Genomic DNA, 23,139 nt, shown 5'->3' with positions numbered 1-23,139 from the left:
CGACATTGAGAGGATGGTTCCCGTGCCACGCGGAGAACTACGCATCTATCTCGGGGCCGCTCCCGGCGTCGGCAAGACGTACGCGATGTTGGAGGAGGCCCAGCGGCGGGCCGCGCGCGGCACCGACGTGGTGATCGGCTTCGTGGAGACGCACGGCCGGCAGCACACCGCCGCGATGATCGGCGACCTGGAGCAGGTGCCCCGCCGCACGATGACCTACCGGGGCGCCGAGTTCACCGAGATGGACGTGGACGCGGTGCTGGCCCGCCGGCCGGAGATCGCGGTCGTCGACGAGCTGGCCCACAGCAACGTGCCCGGCTCGCGGCACGACAAACGCTGGCAGGACGTCCAGGAACTGCTGGACGCGGGGATCGACGTGCTGTCCACGGTCAACGTGCAGCACCTGGAATCGGTGAACGACGTCGTCGCGCAGATCACCGGCACCACCCAGCGGGAGACCGTGCCGGACGAGATCGTCCGCGCCGCCGAGCAGGTCGAGCTGGTCGACATGACCCCCGAGGCGCTGCGCCGGCGGATGGCGCACGGCAACATCTACCGCCCCGACAAGATCGACGCCGCGCTGGGCAACTACTTCCGGGTCGGCAACCTCACCGCGCTGCGCGAACTGGCGCTGCTCTGGCTGGCCGACAAGGTCGACGAGCAGCTCGACAGGTACCGCAGCCAGCAGGGCATCGCCGCCACCTGGGAGGCCCGGGAACGGGTCGTGGTGGCGCTGACCGGCGGCCCGGAGGGTGAGACGCTGATCCGCCGGGCCGCCCGGATCGCGGCCCGCAGCAAGGGCGCCGACCTGCTCGCCGTGCACGTGGCCCGCAGCGACGGTCTGGCCGGCGCCGACCCGGCCCAACTCGCCCGCCAACGGGTGCTCGTGGAGAGCCTGGGCGGCACATACCACCAGGTGCTCGGCACCGACGTGCCGGCCGCGCTGCTCGACTTCGCCCAGGGCGTGAACGCCACCCAGCTCGTGCTCGGCGCGAGTCGGCGGGGTCGCCTCGCGCAGATCTTCGCCCGGGGCGTCGGGGTGACCACCACCGCGCTCTCCGGCTCGATCGACGTACACCTGGTCACCCACAAGCAGGCCGGCAAGGGCCGGCGGGCGTCGGCCGTGCCCGCGGCGCTGTCCCGACGTCGCCGGCTGCTCGGCTTCGGCCTGGCGGTGCTCGGCATGCCGCTGCTCACCCTGCTGCTCAAGGCGCTGCCCGACCTGACGCTGACCAACGACATCCTGCTGTTCCTCGCCGGAGTGGTCGGGGTCGCGCTGGTCGGCGGGGTGTGGCCGGCGCTGGTGGCCGCGCTCGGCGGGTCGCTGCTGCTCAACTGGTTCTTCACCCCGCCGTACCGGACGCTCACCATCGCCGAGGCCGACAACCTGCTCGCGCTCGCCGTCTTCGTCGGGGTGGCCCTCGCGGTGAGCTGGATCGTCGACGTGGCCGCCCGGCGGACCCGCGAGGCCGCGCGCGCCGCCGCCGACGCGCAGACCCTCGCCGCCGTCGCCGGTGGGGTGCTGCGCGGCGAACGTCCGCTGGCCGCCCTGCTCGACCAGCTCCGCGAGACGTTCGGGCTGCGCGCGGTGAGTCTGCTGGAGCTGGCCGAGGAGGCGAGCGGTCGCCCCGAGCGGGCCCGCGAGGAACACGCCTGGTGCGTCGTGGCCAGCGTCGGTGAGCAGCCGGCCTGCACGCCGGACGACGGCGAGACCGCGGTACCCGTCGACGAGCGCATCACCGTGGTGCTCAGCGGCCGGCGGTTGGAGGCCGCCGACCGGCGGATCGTCGAGGCGTTCGCCGCCCAGGCCGCCGTCGCGCTACGCCAGGAACGGCTCGCCGAGGAGGCCGCCACCGCCCGGCCCCTCGCCGAAGCCGACCGGATGCGCACCGCGCTGCTCGCGGCGGTCAGCCACGACCTGCGTACGCCCCTGGCGTCGGCTAAGGCGGCGGTGACCAGCCTGCGCAGCCACGACATCGAGTTCGACGAGGCGGACCGCGAGGAGTTGCTGGAGACCGCCGAGGAGTCGCTCGACCGCCTCGCCCGACTGGTCGCGAACCTGCTCGACATGAGTCGCCTTCAGGCCGGCGCGCTGGGCATCACGTCGACGACCATCGGTCTGGAGGACGCCGTACCCCTGGCCCTGGACGAACTTGGCCCGGCGGCCGCGACCGTCGCCACGGACATCCCGGCCGACCTGCCGGCGGCCACCGCCGACCCCGGCCTGCTGGAACGGGTGCTGGTCAACGTCATCGCCAACGCGCTGCGCTACAGCCCGCCCGACCAGCCGCCCACGATCACCGCCAGCGCGCACGCCGGTGAGGTCGAGCTGCGGATCATCGATCGTGGGCCCGGCATCCCGGAGGACAAGTGGGAGCACGTCTTCCTGCCGTTCCAGCGCCTCGGTGACCGGGACAACCAGACCGGCGTCGGCCTCGGGCTCGCCCTGTCCCGGGGGTTGGCCGAGGCGATGGGTGGCAGCATCACCCCCGAGACCACCCCCGGCGGGGGTCTCACCATGGTGCTGCGGCTGCCCGCCGCCGCCCAGACCAGCCCGGAGGAGCCGCAGGAATGACGCGCATCCTGGTCGTCGACGACGAACCGCAGATCCTGCGGGCCCTGCGGATCAACCTGCGCGCCCGCCGGTACGACGTGGACGTCGCCGCGACCGGGGCCGCCGCGTTGAAGGCCGCCGCCAGCCACCCGCCCGACCTGGTGGTCCTGGACCTCGGCCTGCCCGACATCGACGGCGTCGAGGTGATCCGTGGCCTGCGCGGCTGGACGGCCGTGCCGATCATCGTGCTCTCCGGTCGGGCCGGCAGCGAGGACAAGGTCGCCGCGCTGGACGCGGGCGCGGACGACTACGTCACCAAGCCGTTCGGGGTGGAGGAGCTGCTGGCCCGCATCCGCGCGGTGACCCGGCGGCTCGGCGGCCCCACCGAGGCCGTGCCGGCGCTGCGGATCGGCCGGCACACCGTCGACCTGGCCGACCACCGCGTCTGGCGCGACGACGACACCGAGGTCAAGCTGACCCCCACGCAGTGGAGCGTGCTGGAGAAGCTGCTGCGCCACCCCGGCAAGCTGGTCAGCCAACGCCAGCTCCTGCAGGAGGTGTGGGGGCCGGAGTACCAGAACGAGACCAACTACCTGCGGCAGTACCTGGCCCAGCTCCGGCGCAAGTTGGAGGACGATCCGGCCCGCCCCCGCCACCTCATCACCGAGCCGGGCATGGGCTACCGCTACCGTCCCTGACCGTTGACACCCGCCCGCCGAGATTGAAGAATTTCGCTAGCAGTGGCAGCGGCGTGCTTCTGTAACCGTCCCCTCCGGTTACCCCTTGGAGTGCGCCGTGTCCCTGCCCCTGTCCCGTCGCCGGCTGTTGACCGCCGGGGGCGCCGGCCTCGTCCTGGCCGGCCTGGCCGACCCGTTCCGCGCCGGCCCCGTCAGAGCCGCCGTCACCACCGCCGACCTGGTCGTCTACGGCGCCACCGCCGGCGGGTTGGCCGCCGCGATAACCATGCGCCGACTCGGCCGCACCGCCGTGGTGGTCGAACCCACCAGCCACGTCGGCGGGCTGAGCACCGCCGGGCTCGGGGCCACCGACACCGGCGTCCAGGCGTCCATCGGCGGGCTGGCCGCCGAGTTCTACCGCCGGGTGTACGTCAAGTACCACGGCGGGACGCTCACGCCGACCTCCCCGCTGCGGATGACCTTCGAACCGCACGTCGCCACCGAGATCTTCGCCGAGATGCTGGCCGAGGCGGGCGTCCCGGTGGTCGTCGGAGCCCGACTGTCCAGCCTCGGCCGCGCCGGCAACCGGATCACCGAGCTGCGCACCGAGGACGGCTCGGTCTACGCAGGTGGCGTGTTCGTCGACGCCACCTACGAGGGTGACCTGCTCGCCATGGCGGGGGTGAGCTTCACCGTGGGGAGGGAGTCCAACGACACGTACGGCGAGACGATCAACGGGGTGCAGTCCCGCAACACCCACCAGTTCGTCTACCCCGTCGACCCGTACGTGACGGCCGGCTCGCCGGCCAGCGGCCTGCTGCCGGGCATCTCCACCACCCCGCTCGCCCCGCAGGGCAGCGGTGACGACCGGATCCAGGCGTACTGCTTCCGGATGTGCCTCACCCAGGCGGCGAACCGCATCCCGTTCGCCAGGCCGTCCGGCTACGACCCGATCCGGTACGAGCTGCTGTTGCGCCACATCCAGGCCGGCTACACCGGGCCGTACTTCACCACCGCATCCATCGGCGGCGGCAAGACCGACTCCAACAACAACGGCGCGGTCTCCACCGACGACATCGGCTTCAACTACGCGTACCCGACGGCGAGCTGGGCCGTCCGCGAGAGCATCATCGCCGAGCACCGCACATACCAGCAGGGACTGATGTGGTTCCTGGCCAACGACCCCCGGCTGCCGGCGACCGTGCGCGACTCGACCGCCCGGTGGGGGCTGCCCGTCGACGAGTTCACCGGCACGGGTGGCTGGCCACCGCTGCTCTACATCCGCGAGGCCCGCCGGATGGTCTCCGCGTACGTGATGACCGAGGCCGACTGCCGGGGTCGGACGCGGGTCACCGACTCGGTGGGCCTGGCCAGCTACACGATGGACTCACACAACTGCCAGCGGGTGGTGGTCGACGGGCGGGTCCGCAACGAGGGGGACGTGCAGATCAGCGTCCCGCAGCCGTACCCGGTGAGCTACCGCGCGATCGTCCCGCACCAGAACCAGTGCGCCAACCTGCTCGTGCCCGTCTGCCTGTCGGCCAGCCACATCGCGTACGGCTCGATCCGGATGGAGCCCGTGTTCATGATCCTCGGGCAGGCGGCGGCCACCGCGGCGTCGCTGGCGCTCACCGGCGACCTCGCCGTGCAGGCCGTCTCCGTACCCGCCCTGCAGGCCCGGCTGCGCCAGGACGGCGCGGTGCTCGACTGGGGAACGCCCGGCGAGGTGATCGTGGACAACGCCTCGACCAGCGGGGTTACCCGGGCCGGGACGTGGCTGCGCAGCACCAGCATCGGCGGCTACTACGGCGCGGACTACGAGCACGACGGCAACACCGCCAAGGGCGTCAACCGGCTGCGGTTCCGCCCGACGCTGCCCACCGCCGGCTCGTGGACCGTGCACCTGCGCTGGACCGCCGACCCGAACCGGGCGACGAACGTGCCGGTGGACATCGCGTACTCCGGTGGGGTGACCACCCGGACCGTCGACCAGCGGCAGTCCGGCGGCCAGTGGGTGTCGATGGGCACCTACCCGTTCACCGCGGGCAGCGACGGGAGCGTGCTGATCCGCACGGAGGACACCGACGGCTACGTGGTCGCCGACGCCGTGCGCTTCGTACCGGCCTGAACGGGCGCGTCTCCGCTCAGTACTCGACGCCGACCAGCCCTTCGGAGACGGTCCACAGCCGGGCCGCGTCGTCCGTACTGCGGGCCGCACGGTAAACGGTCAACTCGGTCGGCGCGCCGGTGAACTGCCCCAGACCGTCCGGCCCGTAGAACCGGCCGCCCTGCGCCCGCTCGCTGCTGGCCGCGTAGAGGGCGGGCCGCAGGCCGGCATCCACCGACTGGACCAGGATGCCCCAGCGGGCCAGCCGGCTCATCAGGGCGTGGTGTGGCGAGGGCCGGCTTCGGCCCAGGTTGGGCCCGGACGCGTACAGGTTGGTCATGGTGGTGCCGGGGTGCGCCACGTTGCTGGTGACGCCCCAACCGCCGGCCCGACTGCGCCTGTCGAACTCCAGCCCGAAGTGCAGCGTGGCCAGCTTGGAGGCGTTGTACGCGCGGACCGCCCCGTACCGTCGGGTGCTCTGCAGGTCGTCCCAGTCCAGCCTGCCGGAGCGTGCGGCGCTGCTCGACATGGACGTGACCCGGGCTCGTCCGGCCCGCAGCAGCGGCAGCAACCGTCCGGTCAGCGCGAAGTGGCCGAGGTGGTTGGTGCCGAACTGCAGCTCGAAGCCGTCGGCGGTGGTGTGTCGGGTGGGTGGCGTCATCACACCGGCGTTGTTGATCAGGAGGTGGATCGGTCGCCCCTCGCCGAGCAGTGTGTCGGCCAGTGCGGCCACCGAGTCCAGCGAGGCGAGGTCGAGCTGCCGGGTCGACACGGTGGCGCCCGGCGCGGCGGCCCGGACGGCGTCCAGCGCGGCGTCACCCTTGGTTGGGTTGCGGACCGGCAGCACCACCTCCGCTCCGGCGCGGGCCAGCCGCTTGGCCAGGGCGAGCCCCAGCCCGTCACTGCCGCCGGTCACCACGGCGAGCTTTCCGGTCAGGTCCCCAACGGTCTCATCGAGCACGACAACCTCCACGTCGCGGCGTCCTTCATCGGTCGCCGACAACACTGGGTCGGTTCGCGCCCGGTATTCAGGGTGACCTCGTCCAGGGATCGCCGATCCCTGGCTGGCGGACCGCTGCTCAGACAGGGCGAGTAACGTTCCGAACGGACCAAGATCGGCGTACGAGGAGGCTCGGTGCAGACGACGACGGTGGACATCCCGACCAGCGACGGAACGGCGGACGCGAGCCTGACCCGGCCCGACGGTGACGGCCCGTTCCCCGCCGTGCTCCTCTTCATGGACGCCTTCGGCCCCCGGCCCCGACTGGTGGAGATGGCCGAGCGGATCGCCGAACGCGGTTACCTGGTGCTCACGCCCCACCTGTTCTACCGGGCCGGCCGGGCGCCCCTGTTCGACCTGTCCCGGCTCGGCGAGGCCGACCAGCGAGGGGCCCTCTTCGAGAAGATCGTGCCGCTGATCGGGGCGCTGACCCCCGACGTGATCAGCCGGGACACCGCCGCGTACCTGGACTTCCTGGCCGCCCGCGACGACGTCCGGCCGGGCCCGGTCGTGATCACCGGCTACTGCATGGGCGGTACGAACGCGCTGCGGGCCATCGAGGCGTACCCGGACCGCGTCGCGGCCGTCGCCAGCTTCCACGCCGGGCGGGTCGTCACCGACGCGCCGGACAGCCCGCACCTGGGCGTCGGCTCGATCAGCGGCGAGCTGTACTTCGGGCACGCCGACGCGGACCAGTCCATGACGCCCGAGCAGATCGCCACCCTGGAGCAGGCGCTCGACGCCGCCGGGGTGCGCTACCGCTCCGAGGTGTACGAGGGCGCGCACCACGGCTTCACGATGGCCGACACCCCGATGTACCACGAGCAGGCCACCGAGCGGCACTGGGCGGCCCTGTTCGACCTGCTGGACCGTGTCCTGCCGGTGCGCTGACGCGGGCGAACAGCGCGAGGTGCATGACGCTGCCCCGAACCACGATCTCCACCAACGGGGTGTCCGGGACGAACAGCTCATGTCAGTCGGCCACCCGACGGGCTACCCGCCGCCCGCACGGCCATGCCTACCCGGTCAGGGGCGCAGCAGCACCGGGCCGGCGTCGATCCTCACCCGGAACAGCGCGTACGGCTTGCGTCGCAGGTCCCGGCCCCGCTGGTACTGCGGCTGCCGGTGCAGCTGGTTCGCGGTCACGTAGAGGTGCCCGTCGACGGCCACCGACATGGTGTCCGGCCACAGCAGGCGCGGGTCGTGTACGAAGGTCTCGTACTCGCCGTCCGGCAGTCGCCGCAGCACGGCGTTGTGCTCGTAGGAGGTGAAGTAGAGCCGCCCCTTGTCGTCGGACTCCAGGCCGTCCGACCCGGTGCCCTTGTCCCCCTCGTCGACGACGGTCGCCGCGACCGCCTCCTGCGTCACCGACGGGTCGGCCAACGCCTCGGCCGAGACGCTGTGCAGGTGCCGGGACAGCAGCGGGGAGTAGTACAGCCGCTCGCCGTCGGCCGAGATGGCGATGCCGTCGGAGCCCATCGCCAGCGGCTTCGGCGGGCCGTCCGGCGGGCGGTTCATGAGCGGACGACCCTCGACGAAGGGGCGGAAGGTCGTCACCGGGTCCGCCTTCGTGGACGGGTGATCGTGCAGCCGCCGCCAGGAGGCGCCGCTGGCCAGGTCCACCACGATGATCCCGTTCGGCCCGGAGTCCGTCGAGTCGGTGAGGTAGGCGACCCCGGCCTCGCCCCGACGCAGGTCGAAGCGGACGTCGTTGAGGTACGTCGTCGGCGGCGCCACGTCCTGCGGAAAGGTGATCACCTGGGCCACGGTGTCGCTGTCCAGGTCGATCCGCACCAGCTTCGGCCCACCCGGCTTCGTGGGCTGGAGCTTCGGGCTGCCGGTGTCCACCACCCAGAGCCGGTCCGCCGGGTCCACCACGATGCTCTGCACCGACACGAACGCGCCCGCGTCGTCGATGCCGGACGGGCTGTTCCACGCCTGGTCGGGGAAGGGCACCTCCCGGCCGTCGCGCAGTTCGACCACGCCGGCCGGCGGGTCGTCACCCCACTGCGGGAAGTTGACGAAGATTCGCCCCTGGTGCGAGACGCTCACCCCGGTCGGCATCGGGCCGGTGAAGGTGTGCACCAATTCCAACTCGCCAACCGGCTCGTCGCCGACCGGCCCGTTCATGACGAACGCTCCACGGTGCTCATCGTCCAGCTCCCTGTCGGTCGACCCACTGCCGCTTCCGGCGTGGCTATTCCCGCCCCGGCGTCCGATATGCCTCTGCCGCTCTGCGGTCCGGCGCGGGTCGTCAGCGGCCGCCCGACGTCGGGTCGGACCGGTTCGGCGTGGGTCGTCGGTGGCCGTCCGACGTCGGGTCAGACGGCGTGGGCGGGGGAGATGGGCAGGCCGGGGACACCGACGTCGACCGCGAGCAGCGCGCCGTCGAGCGGACCGGGCGACGTGAGGCCGACCGAGGCGGTGCCGATGAAGAGACGCCGCAGGTCGGCGCCGCCGAGGCAGATGCCGGCCGGCTGGGCCGCCGGTAGCTGGATCTCCCGGTCCAGGCTGCCGTCCGGCCGGTAGCGGCGGACGGCGGAGCCGCCCCACAACGCGACCCAGAGGTGCTCCGCCGCGTCGACCGTCATCCCGTCCGGGCTGCCCTCGTCCGGGGACAGCCGCACGAACGGCGTCCGCCCGTGCAGGTCACCGGTGGCCGGGTCGACGGCGAACCGGTCGATCTCGCCACGCGGCGTGTCCGCGAGGTACATGGTGGTGCCGGTGGCGTCGAACGCCGGCCCGTTCGGGATGGACATGCCGGTCACGGCGGACACCGGCGCGGCGCCCGGGGTCAGCCGGAACAGCGTGCCGCCGCCGGGGGTCTGCGCGTACGTCATGCTGCCGGTCCAGAAGCGGCCGTGCGGGTCGGCGACCGCATCGTTCATCCGGGTGGGCTCGGGCGCGTCGGCGACCAGTTCGGCGATCGGCCGGGGAGCGCCGGCAGCGGGCAGCACGGCGACGCCGGTGCCGGCGGCGGCGAGCCACTCGCCGGGTCGGTCGGCCACCGGGGCGACCGCGCCGAGCGGGACGTCGAGCCGGCGTAGCTCCTTCAGCGGGGCGGGCCGGTCGCCGTCGGTCTCCAGCAGACGCCCGGCCAGCAGGTCGACCAGGACCAGCCGGTCGTCGACCCAGCGCAACCCCTCGCCCAGCTCCAACCGCTCCGTGTTCCAGACGGTCGGTTCGGTCAGCTCCATCTCGTTCCTCCTGCGGTTTCCCGGCGGTGGCAGGGGTCCGTGCCGTTGCGCGGACCGTACCGCGCGCCCACCCCATCCACGCTCCCGCGCCGGCTCAGGCCGGGACCAGCTCCCGGCAGCGACGCAGCGCGGCGAGAGCGAGCGGCGCGTCCCGGCCCGCGATCCCGGCCTCCAGTTCGGCGACCGCCCCAGCCGCGCGGGCCGGATCAGCCGCCGTCACGGCCGCCTCGGCCAGCACCAGTACGGCATCGGCGGCCCACGCCAGGATGCCCTTGGCCCGCACCAGCGTCAGCGCCTCGGTCGCGTGCCGCACTGCCTCGTCCGGCAGCCCGCGCAGGACCAGCCGAGCCAGCGCCGAGAGCGCCTGCACCAGCGGCCAGATCGCGCCGACCCGCCGCGCGTCCGTCACCACCAGACGCAGCGCGCCGTCGGCCGCCCGTACCTCGTCGTCGCCGGTGGCCGTGCGGGCCAGCACGGTGGCCAGGTCGGCCCGCGCGTCGAGCAGGGTCACCGGCATCCGCTCGGCGCTGACCACCAGCCGGGACAGCCGTTCGGCCAACCCGTCGAACCGCCCGGCGGCCCGGTCCAGCGACAGCTCGGTCGCCTCCACGAGGGAGGCGAGCCGCTGGTAACCGGTCTCCTCGACCAGCTCGCGGCCGTCCGCGAGAAGCGCCGTGGCCCGGGACAGGTGCCCGGCGTGCAGCGCGCCCTGCGCCCAGTTCAGGCAGGCCCGCGCGTGTTCGCGGGGTCGGTCGACCAGGTCGGCGGAGCCGCGCAGCTCCTCGACGATCGCCCACGCGCCCGGGTCGCCCAGCTCCAGCAGCAGCGAGGCGCGCGCGATGCGTACCGCGAGGTGCGCCGCCGGGTCCCGGCTGGCGACCGCGGCGGCCTCCGCCTCCGTGCACCGCGCCAGGTGGTCGTCGACGTGCCGGCCGACCACCGTGTCGGGGGCCGCCAGCACCGCGAGGGCCGGGGCCCGGCGGCGCGGTGCCCGCAGGTACGGCACGGCTCGTTCGATTTCGGTGTACCCGCGCAGGGCCTCGCCCTGCTGACGCAGCATCCGGCCGAGCACCAGACCCAGTTCGCCCCGGGTGCCGGGCGGCAGCCGGCGGTCGGCCAACAGCCGTTCCAGGACCGGGATCGCGGTTGCCTGGCTGAGCCCGTCGATGGCCGACCGGCCGAGTTTGCCGGCCAGCCGTGCCCGTACCGGTCGGGGCAGCTCCGCGACGTCCATCGTCTGGAGCAGGAAGTCGGCGGCGGTCGCGTCGTCGCCGCGCTCGGTGGCCAGGTCGGCGGCGGCTTCGGCGTTACGGACGAAGTCGGCGCCGCTACCCGCCAGCCGGTAGTGGTGGGCGAGCTGGGCGACCGGGCGGGGCAACTCCTGCTCCAGCACCCGGGCGACGCGCAGGTGCAACCACTCCCGGGTCTCCCGGGGCATCAGGTGGTACACGATCTGGCGGGCCAGGTCATGACGGAACCGCAACCCCTCGCCGTCGTCGTGCAGCACGCCGGCCCGGTGCGCGGCGGCCAGCGCCGCGCCCACGGTCGTCCGGTCCTCGGCGAGCGCCGAGGCGAGGACACGCTGATCGGGCGCCCGACCGAGCACGGCGGCGGCGCCGAGCACCTCGCGGGTGGCGTCGTCGAGCGGGCGTAGTCGCCAGAGCAGCACATCCTGTAGGACGAACGGCACGCTGTCGTCGGCCAGGGGGTCGCCGCCGCGCTCGGCGAGCGTCCGCAGCACCTCCTCCACCACGAACGGGATGCCGGCGGTGCGGTCGAGCAGGGCGGCGGTGAGCCGGGGCGACGGCTCGTCCAACCGCAGGGTCCGGGCGGCCAGTCGACGCACGTCGTCCGCGTCGAGAGGACCCAACGGAACGCGGGTGACCGCCCGGGGCGTACGCGAGAGCACGTCGTGGATCGGTGTGCTGCCACCCGGCGGCGGCGTGCGGGCCGTGAGCAGCACGGCCAGACCGTCCACCGGGCGGGCGCTGAGGTAGCCGAGGAATTCGCAGGTCGCCGGGTCGGCCCAGTGCAGGTCCTCGAGCAGCAGCGTGGCCGGGCTCAGCGCGGCCAGCACCGCGGCGGCGGCCCGCAGCAGGCGGTGCCGTTCGGCCGCCGGGTCGGCCAACGGTGGCGGCGCGGCGGGCAGCGCGTCGGCCAGTTCGGGCAGGAGCGGCGCCAGGGCGCCCGCTACCGGGTTGAGGGTGTCGACCGGTCCGAGCCGGTCCGCGCCCGCTCGGATGGCATCCAGCAGGACGCCGAAGGGAAACGGCTCCGGCACGTCGTCGCACTCGCCGACCAGGTGCGGTCCGTCAAGTGTGGCGAGCAGTTCGGTGACCAGTCGGCTCTTGCCGATGCCGGGCTCGCCTTCGAGCAGGACCAGGCAGGGCGGGGCCTCGACGAGGCGGCGTAGCTGGGCCAGTTCGGCTCTGCGTCCGACGAACTCGACGGGTCCGCGCAGGCGTGCGGGGCGAACGGAGGTGGAACCCCCGCCGCCCCGCGTCGTGTTGTCGTCGTCGCCGCTCACCGTGGGGCGAGCAGATCACCCGTGCGCGGGCGGTCGGCCGCCCGGCGGTCCGGTGGTGACTCAGGTCACACACCGTCCGCCGGGCGTTGCCGATGTCAGGACTGGACGGTGACCGGCACGGTCTTGAGCGACCCGTCGCCGTTGCGGAACTCCAGTACCCCGAGGTAACGCCGCCCCGGCATGAGCCCCGACCAGCGCAGGGTGAGCTTCGCCGTCGCGCCCGGCTGCACACTGCGCTGCGCCGGGTCGATGGTGGACCGGCCGGTCGAGGTGCCCGGCGCGCCCGGCAGGTAGCTGGTGATGGTGTACGCGTTGGTCTCGTCCGCGATGTTCTCGGTGAACTCCTGCTCCACGACCACGATGTAGTCGCCGGGACCGTCCGGGAGCGTCACCTTGGCACCGTCACGGCCGCTGGCCGTGGCGGTGACGAACTTCCCGTTCCGGTCGTAGACGTTGAGGCTGAACTCCGTGCACTCCATCACCCCCTCCTCGTCGTCCCAGTCGATGTGGGAGCAGGTGGGCCGCGCCGAGGTCACCTGCACGAGTGGGCTGCGGGTGCCGGACGGCACGTGCAGGGTGGTCCTGCTGATCGAGGCGGGCAGCGGGACCGGAAGGTTGTCCGACGTGCTCCAGTCCCAGCTCGGCCCGTCGCCCTTGAGGGTCACCGCGGTGCTGGTGCCCGAGGTCAGGCCGGCGAGCTGGGAGATCAGCTTGCCCCGGTAGCCGACCTCGGCGGCGATCGAGACGCTGCCGGAGATCCCCTTGCCGACGACGGCGTCGGGGGCGACCAGCCCCGAGTTGTGCACGATCAGCGGGGTGCGTACGCGGTGCTTGAACTGGTCGCTCCAGGTGAGCGAGCCGTCGGCCCAGGTGTCGAACGCGCCGCCCGTGTTGGTGACCTCCACGCTGAAGCGGGCGGACTTACCGGGACGGATCTGCATCTTCGCCGGGGTGACCTTGACCTTGTAGCCCGGTGGGGCCTGCACCGAGGAGGAGTAGGTGCTGGTCTTGTCGCCGACGTTGGTGACGGTCCGGGTGACCGTCTGCTTGCCCACCATCCGGCCGAACGCGATCGACGGGTAGTTGAGCTGTGCGGTGTCGATGGCGCCCGTGGTGTCGCAGCCCTCCAGGTCGCCGAGGCCGAAGTCGCCGCCACGGTCGGCGGAGACCCCGCAGAGGTACCTGATCCAGTCCCGCTGGTCGGAGTCGTACACCAGGCCCGGGTCGAAGGCACCGCCCGGCTTGACCTGACCGGCCCCGTAGTTGAGCGGGGTGGCGTCCCGGGTGCCGATCTTGATCGGGTTGCCCTTGTCGGTCTTGTCGGTGGCGCTGGTCATCAGCGCCGACCGGACCGCGGCCGGCGACCAGTCGGGGTGCTTGGCCAGCAGCAGAGCGGCGATACCGGCGATGTGCGGTGCCGCCATCGAGGTGCCGGACTCCAGCGCGAAGTCCTCGCCGCCGATGGACGGCGAGAACGCCGCCACGATGTCCTGCCCGGGAGCGCTGATGTCCGGCTTGAGCAGCTCACCGGCGTTCAGGTTCGACGGTCCCGCCGACGAGAACGCGGCGACCGACGGCGCTTCGACGATCTCCAGCTTGGCCGGCGAGATGGTCGCCGTGGGGTTGCCCTTGGCGACGTACGCGGTGACCGTAGCCAGGTCCACCTCGTTGATGTGCACGGTCGGGACCGTCTGGACGTCGGCGTTGAGGGAGTTCAGCTCGTCGTTGTAGAGCACCATCCCGATGCCGCCGGCCCGCGCCACCTCGACGCTCTTGTCGGTACGCGGGATCTCGCCGCGTAGGCAGAGCACGATCGCGCCCTTGACCTTGGCCGGGTCCAGCGTGTCGTCGGCGCAGAGGCCCGCGCCGTACGCGCCGTCCGGGTCGAGCGCGCTGTCCCGCGCGAAGACCAGCCGCGCCGGCCCGACACCGGTCTCGCCCAGGCCCGCCCCGGTGATCCGGGTGCCGTCACCGAGGGTCAGCGTCCGGTTGTTCTGCCGGTCGGTGGTGCTCGCGGCCACCGTGGTCACCCACGGCGTCGAGTTGTCGACCGTGTTGGGGTACGGGCCGGAGTTGCCGGCGGCCGCCGCCACGAACACCCCGGCCGCCGCCGCGTTGAAGAACGCCGCGTCGACCGCGCCGAACTGCTCGCTGTCGTCACCGATCGAGTAGTTGATCACGTCCACGCCGTCGGCGACCGCGTCGTCGATAGCGTGCACGATGTCGATGTCCGTACCGGACGCCGAGCCGGCGCCGTTGTCGTACAGCGCCTTGTAGATCGCCAGCCGGGCGGCCGGCGCCATACCGGAGATCATGCCGAGGTCACGGCCGCCCTGCGTCGCCCGTACGCCGTGGTTACCGGCGGCGGTGCTGGCGGTGTGGGTGCCGTGACCGTTGCGGTCCCGGGGCGAGGCGTAGTCGTCCGGGAACGCGTCGGCGATGCCGCTGTCGTTGTACCAGCGCGCACCGATCACCTTGTTGTTGCAGGTGACCGGCGCCTCGACGCCGACATCGCAGGTGCCCTTCCACTTGGCGTCGATGATCGCCTGGTCCGGCCGGGGCGTGGGCAACGCCGCGAAGCTCGCGCTCTCCGGCCAGTACCCGCTGTCGATGACGCCGACGATGACGCCCTCACCGGCGCGGGACTCACCACCGAACTCCTGCTTCCACACCCCACCCTTTCCGGTGAGGCCGAGGTAGTCGGGCGTGTGCGAGGTGGCCGCGTGCACCGTGCGGCTCTCGTACACCGCCCGCACACCGCGCGTCGCGCGCAACCGGGCCGCCTGCGGCCCGGTCAGGTCCGCGGCGAAGCCGTTGAACGCGGTCTCCAGGGTGACCCGGGTGCGGTCGGCCGGTACGCCGACGCTGGCCAGGACAGCCGAGCGCTTCTGCCGTAGGTGCTCGCGGTAGGCGTTGGCGGTGCCGGAGGTGCGGTTCAGCTTGCCGCCGGGCGCCGGCTTCGTCGCCGCGATCCCAGGGACCCCACCGGTGTACGTCGCCAGCGGCTCCTCGGCGAGCTGGACCAGGTAACGGGCCGTCGGGCCACTGCTGGTCGGGGCGGCGGTGGCGCTACCCGGCAGGCTGGTCAGGCCGGCCGCGGTCAGCGCCACGGCGGCCAGCATGCCGACGCCGCGTCTGGTCCGTCCGGGCCGATGTGTGATCGGTTCTGGCACGTCGTTGCCTCCACGTTCGGTGCCGGCCGTCACGACTGATGACGGTGGCCGAAACGTAGGATCGGCGCCGATCTTCCAGAAGCACTCGTAACCTTCCCGTCATCTTGGAAACAAGCTCGTAACGCAACGGGTACTTTGCGCGTCATTTCCAACGGCGATTCCGCTGCTGCTGCTGCCGCCGCCACTGGTCGTGCTAGTGCGCGTGCCAGGCGGTGCCTGTGTTCGTGCTCGCGCCGGGATGCCGGTGCTCGTGCCGGTGTCTGTGTTCGTGCCGGTGTCTGTGCTCGTGCCTGCCGGTGTCTGTGTTCGTGCCGGCCCGCCTGTGCCTGTGCGGCCCGACGCTGTCGAGAGAGCAGCAGGCCGTCGTGCTCGTGCGGTCCGTGCCCGTGCGTGCCCGTGCCCGTGCCGCCCATCTCGCAACCTGTCCGTGGCGTGCCTGTTTCCTCTTCTGCGCACGGACGCTCCTGGTCGCGGGCATGGTTCGCCTACTGAAGGTCTTGCTCGTCGGACGGGTTGGCTTATCTGCGTCGGTGGTAGTGGTTGCGGCGTGGGACTTGTTCGGGATCGAGCCATGCCGGTGGGACGAACACCGGGTGGCCGTCACCGCCGAGTCGGACGTGCCAGTCGCCGTGATGGATGTGGCGGTGGTGGTGGCCACAGAGGAGGACGGCATTGTCGAGGCTGGTCTCGCCGCCATTTGCCCAGTGTCTGATGTGGTGGGCTTCGCACCAGCGGGGTGGGCGGTCGCAGCCGGGGAATGCGCATCCACGGTCACGTAGGACGAGCGCGCGGCGCAGCGGCCCGTTGATCAGGCGACGTTGTCGACCGACGTCGAGGACCTGTCCGGCGCTGTCGAGGACGGTGGGCAGGATGGCGGCGTCGCAGGCGAGGCGGCGCACTGTATTCGGGGTCAGCGTGGGGCCGGTGTCGAGAAGGCCGCCGCTGAGCTGCCGGGTCAGCGTGTCGTAGGCGGTGGTGACGACGAGCTGAGCGGAGTCGCCGCCCCTGGTGGGCAGCTCCCCGGTGCGCAGGGCGAGTCGACAGATGTCGGCGAGCGCGTCATGGCGGCGCTGGCCGGGACTGCGTGTGTCGTCGAGGCCGGTTGGTGCGGTCAGTGGATCGATGGCGGCGCGGAGCAGGCCGGCGGTTTCGGCGTCGAGGGTGCCGGTGAGGCGGAGGCGGCCGTCGGTGAGGGTGGAGAGACTGACGTGGCGCTCGCGGGCGGCGCGCCGGGCTTCGGCGTCGAGGGCTGCCTTGGCGGTGGCGTCGGCGGTCTCGGGCGCGACGTGGTCGAGGATGCGGGTGCCGAGTTTGCGCAGCAGGGTGGGCTCGAATTGCCCGGCCCAGTCGACGAGCACCGTGACGGCCTTGTCGGCGGCTTCCGGGCCGGCGGTAGCGTGAACGGCGGTGACGGTGTCGATGATGACCCGAGCCTGGTCGAGCGTGATGTCGGCGTCGGCCAGCGCCTGTCGTATCGCGGGGTGGCCGGCGTCGAGGGTGCTGGCGAGGTCGACGAGGCGGCGGGCCGTCGGGTTGGTGAGGTGGAGGCGTTCGCGCAGCCATATCGCCGTGGACGACGCGCCTTGAGCGATCGCCGTTCCCCTGCCGTCCAACTCTCGAATCAGGGCCAGTTTGACGGCGGCGAGGCGCTGCTCGGTGCGGTGTGCGGCGTCGAGGGCGGCGATGAGATCGTCCGCGGGAAGGGCCCAAACCGCCGTTTCGGCGCAGGCCACGACCGCAGCCTCTGCCTGCGTCAACCCCTCCAGCATGACTTGAGAATAGAACACCTGTACGACAATTCTACGACCAAGATCGATCGGTGCCTGGTGCCTGGTGCCTGGTGCGCGGTGCCCGGCCCGGTGCGCGGTGCCCGACCGCCCTGGCCGCACCGAACGGCTGCCTGATTGCCCCCGACCACACCGAACGACAACCTGACCGCACCGACCGCCTGACCGCACCGACCGCCTGGCCGCGCCGACCGCCTGACCGCCGCACCGACGGGCTCGGTCCCGAACCGCCCCGACTGGCCCTGACCGCGCCGAGCGGCCTGACCGCCCCGAGCGGCCCCGAGCGCCCCAAGTGGCCCCGAGCGCCCCGAGCGCCCGGAGCGCCCCGAGCGCCCCGAGCGGCGGCGGCAGGCCTGGCTGCGTCACTGTCGGCGGATCAGGCCCGGTCCCGCGGTGATGTCGATCTCGCCGTCCTCGACGTCGTGTCCGGCGGCGCAGCGGAGCACCGCGCGGACCGGCTCGCCGCAGTCGTGGTGGGTGGCGCGGATGCCGGGGCCGGCCTCGTCGGCGCTCCAGGTGTCGCCCCAGTTGCGCAGCGCGGTGATGACGGGCAGCAGGTCGTGGCCCTTGCGGGTGAGTTGGTACTCGTGGCGGGTGCGCTGGCCCGGCTCCCGGTAGGGGATTCGTTCGAGGAGGCCGGCGGCGACCATCTCCTTGAGTCGGGCCGCCATGGCGGGCTCGCCGACTCCGACGCGGCGGACGAAGTCGTCGAACCGTCGCGTGCCGAGCAGTGCCTCCCGCATGATCAGGATGGTCGAGCGGCTGCCCACGATGTCCATCGCCCGTGCGACGGAGCAGTTCTCCATCGACCAGGATTCGCGGTCGTCCCGTAGGTCCTCCATGTCATCCAGCTTACCTGACTTGCGTTGACGCTAGCCAGGTGATTCACTGGGAGTCGCCTGACTTGCTCACATGTAAGCCAGCCTGAACTCCGACCCGAGGACGTCCAGTGACCACCAGCAGCACGGTCCCGAGCGGAACCGCCGTCAGCACCCGAGCCGCCGTTCGCGGTTCCCGCCCGGTGACGCTGATCGCCATGTGCCTGGGCGCGATGATCACGTTCCTGCAGATCACCGCCACGGTCTCCGCCCTGACCACGATCCAGGCCGACCTCGAGGTCGATCCGACCACCGTGATCTGGATCCCCAGCGCCTACACCCTGGTCGTGGCGAGCCTGGTGCTGTCCGCCGCCACCCTGGGTAACCGCTATGGACGCCGGCGCATGTTCGGCGTCGGCATTCTCGCGATGATCGCCGGCGGCGTCGCCGTGGCCAGCGCGCCCACCGTGGCCTGGGTGATCGTCGGGCAGTTGGTCGCCGGCCTCGGTGGTGCCCTGATCCTGCCGAACAGCCTGGCTATCCTCGGCGCGACGTTCACCGACCCGCACCGCCGTACCGAGGTCATCACCGCCTGGTCGGCCGCCTCCGGCATCGGCCTGGCGATCGGCCCGCTCATCGCCGGTGCGCTGCTGCGTCAGCACTCCTGGCACAGCGTCTACGTGTCGACGATCGTGCTCGGCGTGGTCACCCTTGTCGTCACCGCGATCGGGGTGGCCGAGTCGCGGCCCAGCGCGGGCCGACTCGACCTGCCCGGACTGCTGCTGGGCACCGTCGCCATCGCCGCCGCCGTCTACGCCATGATCCAGGGCGGACGGGACGGCTACACCAGCGGAGTCGTGTCGACCGCATGGATCGTCTCGGCCGTCGCGCTCGTCGCGTTCGTGCTGATCGAGTTGCGCACCAGCGCGCCGATGCTCGACGTACGGCTGTTCCGCTCGGCGTCGTTCAGCGCCGTCATGGTCGTCGCCGCGGTGTCGCTGTTCGGCTTCACCGGTGTGGCGATCCTGCTCGTCCTCTTCCACGAACGTGCCCAGGCGCTCAGTCCGCTGGATACCGGTTGGCGGATGCTGGTGCTCTTCGGCGCGTACGTCCTCGTGGCCTTCGCCGCCGGGCGGGCCATCCGGCGTACCGGATTCAAGGCGCCGCTCACCCTCGGCCTGGTGCTCGGCGCGGTGGCCGCCTTCGGGCTGGCGGCGCAGGGCCCGACCACGACGTTCGACCACCGCTGGGCGCTGTTCGTGCTGTTCGGCGCGGCCAGCGGTCTGGTGGTGGCGCCGGCGACGGCGGCGGCGCTGGCCAGCGTGGCTCCCGCCCAGGCCGGCATGGCCTCCGGCGCGGTCAACGCCTCCCGGCAGGTCGGCTCGGTGCTCGGCTCGTCCCTGCTGGGCACGCTGCTCACCACCACGATGGCGGCCGACCTGCCGGACCGCCTCGCCGCCCACCAGGTGGGCGAACCCACCCGCAGCGCCGTGCGGGCGGCGGTCGCCGCCGGCGCGACCGGCGACCAGCCGCTGCCCGAACCGGTCCGGTCGGCGCTCGCGGAGGCCATGACCTCCGGAGTCCAGGCCGGTCTGCGGGTCACCGGCATCGTCTTCCTCGTCACCGCCGTCCTCGCGCTCACCCTCATCCGCAACCGCCCCCACCAGCGCTGACGCGAGCCCCGCCAGCGCCGGGCCGCCGCCCGGCAAGCACGAGCCGGGGGTACGCGTCAGCGCCCGGTTCCGCGATCAGCCGCCGATCGTGTCGAGGTCCTCGATCGCGTCGGCCGGCAGCGTCAGGTCGGCCGCGGCGAGGTTCTCCCGGAGGTGCGCCAGCGTCGACGTGCCGGGGATCAGCGCCATGGCGGGGGAACGCTGCAGCAGCCAGGCCAGCGCGACCTGCTGCGCTGAGGCGCCCACCCGGTCGGCCACGGCGTTGAGCGTGTCGGACTGCAACGGCGTGAACCCGCCGAGCGGGAAGAACGCGGCGAAGGCGATGTTCTCCGCCGCGCACCGGTCGACGAGCGGGTCGTCCTGTCGGTTGGCGAGGTTGTAGAGGTTCTGCACGGTGACCACCGGGGCGATGGCCTGGGCCTCGTCGAGCTGGGCGAGCGTGACGTTGCTGAGCCCCAGGTGTCGGATCAGGCCCTCCTGTCGCAGCTCGGCCAAGGCGCCGAACTGCTCGGAGAGGGGATCGTCGCCGGTGCCCTCGGCCACGCCGACCCGCAGGTTGACCACGTCGAGGACGTCCAGGCCGAGGTGCCGGAGGTTGTCGTGGACCTGGGCCTTCAGCTCGTCCGGTCGGAGCGCGGGGAGCCAGGAGGCGTCGTCGCCGCGCCGCGCGCCGACCTTGGTGACCAGGTGCAGATCCTCGGGGTACGGATGCAGCGCCTCGCGGATCAGCTCGTTGACCACCACCGGACCGTAGAAGTCGCTGGTGTCGATGTGGCGTACGCCCCGGTCGACCGCCTCGCGGAGAACGGCGAGAGCCTGCGCGTGGTCGCGCGGGGGGCCGAAGACGTGCGGGCCGGCGAGCTGCATCGCGCCGTAGCCCATCCGGCTCAGGGTGAGGCCGTCGGCGGGAGTCAGTGCGCCGCCAGGAAGATTGTCGCTCATGTGGTCCCTCTATCCGTTGTCGTAGCGGTTATGCGCACGACAACTCTCCTTCGTCTCCGCCCGACCGGCGGGGCGAGGTCTTCCTCAGCGTGACGCGGCCCGGGACAGGGGCTTGACGCGGCTTTGTTTGTGAGTGCACACTTACAAACATGCGATCCACCGCCGAGGCCCGTCGGGCCGTCGTTCTGAACGCCGCCGTGTCGGCCTTCGCGCGTACCGGCTTCCACGCCACGCCGGTCACCGCGGTCGCGGCCGCCGCCGGCATCTCCGAGGCGTACGTCTTCCGGCTCTTCGCCGGAAAGCTCGGGTTGTTCGTGGCGGCGGCCGAGGCGTGCTTCGAGCGGATCGTCGCGGCGCTGGAGATGGGCGCGGAGCGCGCCGGGGACGCCGGCCCGGACGAGATCCTGGACGCGATGGGCCGCGCCTACGCCGAGTTGATCGCCGACCGCGATCTCCTGCTGCTCCAGGTGCAGGCGCAGGCCGTCACGGACGTCCCCGAGATCGCCGCGGCGGTGCGGGCCGGCTACAAGCGCGTCGCCACCTTCGTGCAGAACCGGTCCGGCGCGGGCGATGCCCAGGTGCAGCAGTTCTTCGCGTACGGCCAGCTCTGCCACCTGATCGTGACGGCCGGCCTGGAGCAGGTGCCCGAGCCGTGGGCCCGGGCGCTGACCGCCGGCATCCAGCACCCCTGATTTCGACGTCCCACCACGGGCCGCTGCGGCGGCCCACTTTTTCCACCCGACACGTGAGTGAGTGAACACTCACAAACCAAAGGAGAGTAGCGATGACCAGCAGCGAGATGATCACCGAAGTGGTGCTGCCCGGCGTGGTCGAGCCGGATGGGCTCCAGATCAACCGACGCTCCATGCCCGTACCGGCCGCCGGACAGGCGCTCGTCGAGGTCGAGGCCACCGGCATCTCGTACGCCGAGCAGAGCATGCGCCGGGACCTCTACCCCGGTCAGCCGGCGTTTCCGTTCGTACCCGGCTACGACCTCGTCGGCACCGTTCGCGCGGTGGGACCGGGAGGGGACGCCTCGCTGGTCGGCACCCGGGTCGCGGTGGTCACCAAGACCGGCGCCTGGACCACGCACGCCGTCGTGGACGTCCACGACCTCACGCCCGTACCGTCCGGCCTGGATCCGGCCGCGGTCGAGACCGTCGTCGTGAACGGGGTGACCGCCTGGCAGATGCTGGACCGTGCCCGGCTGCGGTCCGGGCAGACCATCCTCGTGCACGGCGCGAACGGCGGTGTGGGGACGGTCCTCGTCCAACTCGGACGCCACCTCGGGTTGCGGGTCATCGGCACCGCGGCCCCGCGACACCACGAGGCGCTGCGGGCGCTCGGCGTCGAACCGCTCGACTACCGCGCCCCGGACCTGGCCGCACGTGTCCGGCAGTTGTCTCCCGACGGTGTCGACGCCGTCTTCGATCCGGTGGCCGGACCGGGCGTACGCACCTCGTACCGACTGCTCGCCCCCGGTGGCACGCTCGTCGTCTACGGCAACGCCTCGGCCAACGGTGCCGCACGGTCGATCGTCTGGGTCTTCGTGAAGCTGCTGGCCCGCCTCTACACCTGGAACGCCCTGCCGAACGGCCACCGGGTCGGCTTCTACAACTTCTGGGCCGGCAGCCGCACGCGCGGCGCGGCGTTCCGGCGGCGGCTGCGCGCCGACCTCGGCAGCGTGCTCGACCTGCTCCGGCAGGGCGTGCTCGTGCCGCAGATCGCCGCCCGCTACCCCCTGACCGAGGTCTCCGAGGCGCTGGCCTTCGCCGAGGCCCGCACCCGGCCGGGCAAGGTGGTGCTGGAGCCCTGAGCCGGCTCAGCCGGCCTCCTCGCCGAGATGCCCGCGCAGGCTGACCAGCGCCCGGGTGAGCAGCCGGGAGACGTGCATCTGGGAGACGCCGATCCGCTCGGCGATCTGGACCTGGGTCAGGTTGCCGTGGAACCGCAGGCTGATGATCCGGCGCTCGCGTTCGGGCAGCGTGGCGAGCGCCGGGCCGAGGGCGACGCGGAGGTCGACGAGGTCCAGTTCGTGGTCGTCCACCCCGAGGGTGTCGCCGAGTTCCAAAGTGCCGTCGGCGCCCATGGGCGCGGACAGGGACGTCGTCCGGTACGCCCGGGCCCCCTCCAGCCCTTCCAGCACGGCCTCCTCAGAGACGTCGAGGTGGGTGGCGATGTCGGCGACCGTCGGCGAGCGGCCCAGGGTGTGCGTCAACGTGCTGTTGGCGGCGCTGATCGACAGCCGGAGTTCCTGGAGGCGGCGAGGGACCCGTACGGCCCAGGTGCGGTCCCGGAAGTATCGCTTGATCTCGCCGACGATGGTGGGGATGGCGTACCCACTGAAGTCGACGCCGCGGGCGGCGTCGAAGTGGTCGACGGCCTTGACGAGACCGACCATGGCGGTCTGCGTCAGGTCCTCGTCGGGCACGCCGCGCCCGGAGTAACGGCGGGCCAGGTGGCGGGCGAGCGGCATCCACGCCTCGATGGCACGGTCCCGCAGGGCCGGTCGGCGCGGATCGTCGGCCGGGGTGGTGACCAGTTCGACGATGAGTTGTTCGGTGCTGGCGGTGCTCCGACGGGTGGTGCCGGTGCCGGTCGTGTGCTCCACAGTGGTGACCATGAAACTGGTCCTCTCCACGGGTGCCCATCAGCGAGGTCGACCGGAGAGAGATCCGAACCGG

At 72.4% G+C, this 23,139-nt stretch carries 16 protein-coding genes; 7 read left to right on the top strand and 9 right to left on the bottom strand.

The annotated features are described in order from the left end of the window. Window positions 1-22: 22 nt before the first annotated feature. The 3 genes from AB0B55_RS14980 to AB0B55_RS14970 all read left to right on the top strand — a co-directional run bounded on the left by AB0B55_RS14980 (window position 23) and on the right by AB0B55_RS14970 (window position 5,359). Window positions 23-2,575: a DUF4118 domain-containing protein gene (locus tag AB0B55_RS14980; protein ID WP_357171955.1), complete on the top strand. Its 2,553-nt coding sequence runs from the start codon at window positions 23-25 to the stop codon at window positions 2,573-2,575. Then, window positions 2,572-3,252: a response regulator gene (locus tag AB0B55_RS14975; protein WP_234586659.1), complete on the top strand. Its 681-nt coding sequence runs from the start codon at window positions 2,572-2,574 to the stop codon at window positions 3,250-3,252. The genes AB0B55_RS14980 and AB0B55_RS14975 overlap by 4 nt, the downstream gene beginning before the upstream one ends. A gap of 97 nt (window positions 3,253-3,349) precedes the next feature. Continuing rightward, window positions 3,350-5,359 (top strand): FAD-dependent oxidoreductase, encoded by a 2,010-nt coding sequence (locus AB0B55_RS14970; RefSeq protein ID WP_357171954.1) that lies wholly within the window; start codon window positions 3,350-3,352, stop codon window positions 5,357-5,359. 16 nt (window positions 5,360-5,375) lie between these two features. On the opposite strand, the gene AB0B55_RS14965 is transcribed toward AB0B55_RS14970, so the two are convergent. After that, on the bottom strand, window positions 5,376-6,299 hold the full coding sequence (locus AB0B55_RS14965; RefSeq protein WP_357171953.1) for an SDR family oxidoreductase: 924 nt from the start codon (window positions 6,297-6,299) through the stop codon (window positions 5,376-5,378). A 174-nt stretch (window positions 6,300-6,473) separates the two neighbouring features. Here AB0B55_RS14965 and AB0B55_RS14960 point away from each other — a divergent pair, with 174 nt between their 5' ends. Then, the gene (locus AB0B55_RS14960) at window positions 6,474-7,229 is read left to right on the top strand and encodes a dienelactone hydrolase family protein (RefSeq protein WP_357124127.1); all 756 of its coding nucleotides are present in this window, start codon (window positions 6,474-6,476) and stop codon (window positions 7,227-7,229) included. 135 nt (window positions 7,230-7,364) lie between these two features. Here the strand turns inward: AB0B55_RS14960 and AB0B55_RS14955 are convergent, their stop codons facing one another. The 6 genes from AB0B55_RS14955 to AB0B55_RS14930 form a co-directional block, all read right to left on the bottom strand. Next, window positions 7,365-8,468, bottom strand: coding sequence for an L-dopachrome tautomerase-related protein (locus AB0B55_RS14955; protein WP_357171952.1), 1,104 nt, complete (start codon window positions 8,466-8,468; stop codon window positions 7,365-7,367). Between the two features lie 191 nt (window positions 8,469-8,659). Further along, window positions 8,660-9,535, bottom strand: coding sequence for an SMP-30/gluconolactonase/LRE family protein (locus AB0B55_RS14950; RefSeq protein ID WP_357171951.1), 876 nt, complete (start codon window positions 9,533-9,535; stop codon window positions 8,660-8,662). A 94-nt stretch (window positions 9,536-9,629) separates the two neighbouring features. Then, window positions 9,630-12,062, bottom strand: coding sequence for an AAA family ATPase (locus AB0B55_RS14945; RefSeq protein ID WP_357171950.1), 2,433 nt, complete (start codon window positions 12,060-12,062; stop codon window positions 9,630-9,632). Window positions 12,063-12,157: 95 nt separating this feature from the next. Continuing rightward, window positions 12,158-15,235, bottom strand: coding sequence for a S8 family serine peptidase (locus tag AB0B55_RS14940; RefSeq protein WP_357171949.1), 3,078 nt, complete (start codon window positions 15,233-15,235; stop codon window positions 12,158-12,160). 518 nt (window positions 15,236-15,753) lie between these two features. Continuing rightward, complete coding sequence (locus tag AB0B55_RS14935; RefSeq protein WP_357172033.1) at window positions 15,754-17,004, bottom strand: DUF222 domain-containing protein; 1,251 nt, start codon at window positions 17,002-17,004, stop codon at window positions 15,754-15,756. Between the two features lie 380 nt (window positions 17,005-17,384). Continuing rightward, window positions 17,385-17,864, bottom strand: coding sequence for a helix-turn-helix domain-containing protein (locus tag AB0B55_RS14930; RefSeq protein ID WP_357124143.1), 480 nt, complete (start codon window positions 17,862-17,864; stop codon window positions 17,385-17,387). 107 nt (window positions 17,865-17,971) lie between these two features. Here AB0B55_RS14930 and AB0B55_RS14925 point away from each other — a divergent pair, with 107 nt between their 5' ends. Continuing rightward, window positions 17,972-19,513 carry an MFS transporter gene (locus AB0B55_RS14925; RefSeq protein ID WP_357171948.1) on the top strand — a complete coding sequence of 514 codons (1,542 nt, stop codon included), beginning with the start codon at window positions 17,972-17,974 and terminating at the stop codon, window positions 19,511-19,513. A 75-nt stretch (window positions 19,514-19,588) separates the two neighbouring features. Here AB0B55_RS14925 and AB0B55_RS14920 read toward each other — a convergent pair whose 3' ends face one another. After that, window positions 19,589-20,455 (bottom strand): oxidoreductase, encoded by an 867-nt coding sequence (locus AB0B55_RS14920; protein ID WP_357124149.1) that lies wholly within the window; start codon window positions 20,453-20,455, stop codon window positions 19,589-19,591. A gap of 149 nt (window positions 20,456-20,604) precedes the next feature. Between AB0B55_RS14920 and AB0B55_RS14915 the strand changes: the two genes are divergently transcribed. Both AB0B55_RS14915 and AB0B55_RS14910 read left to right on the top strand, forming a co-directional pair. Beyond that, window positions 20,605-21,147, top strand: a complete 543-nt coding sequence (locus tag AB0B55_RS14915) for a TetR/AcrR family transcriptional regulator (protein WP_357124152.1) — start codon at window positions 20,605-20,607, stop codon at window positions 21,145-21,147. A 92-nt stretch (window positions 21,148-21,239) separates the two neighbouring features. Next, on the top strand, window positions 21,240-22,271 hold the full coding sequence (locus tag AB0B55_RS14910; RefSeq protein WP_357171947.1) for a medium chain dehydrogenase/reductase family protein: 1,032 nt from the start codon (window positions 21,240-21,242) through the stop codon (window positions 22,269-22,271). A gap of 6 nt (window positions 22,272-22,277) precedes the next feature. Here AB0B55_RS14910 and AB0B55_RS14905 read toward each other — a convergent pair whose 3' ends face one another. Further along, window positions 22,278-23,078, bottom strand: a complete 801-nt coding sequence (locus AB0B55_RS14905) for an RNA polymerase sigma factor SigF (RefSeq protein ID WP_357124158.1) — start codon at window positions 23,076-23,078, stop codon at window positions 22,278-22,280. Window positions 23,079-23,139: the final 61 nt, after the last annotated feature.

This window comes from Micromonospora sp. NPDC049107, assembly GCF_040648595.1.
Taxonomy (GTDB): domain Bacteria; phylum Actinomycetota; class Actinomycetes; order Mycobacteriales; family Micromonosporaceae; genus Micromonospora.
This window is presented reverse-complemented; position numbering and strand designations above follow the sequence as displayed.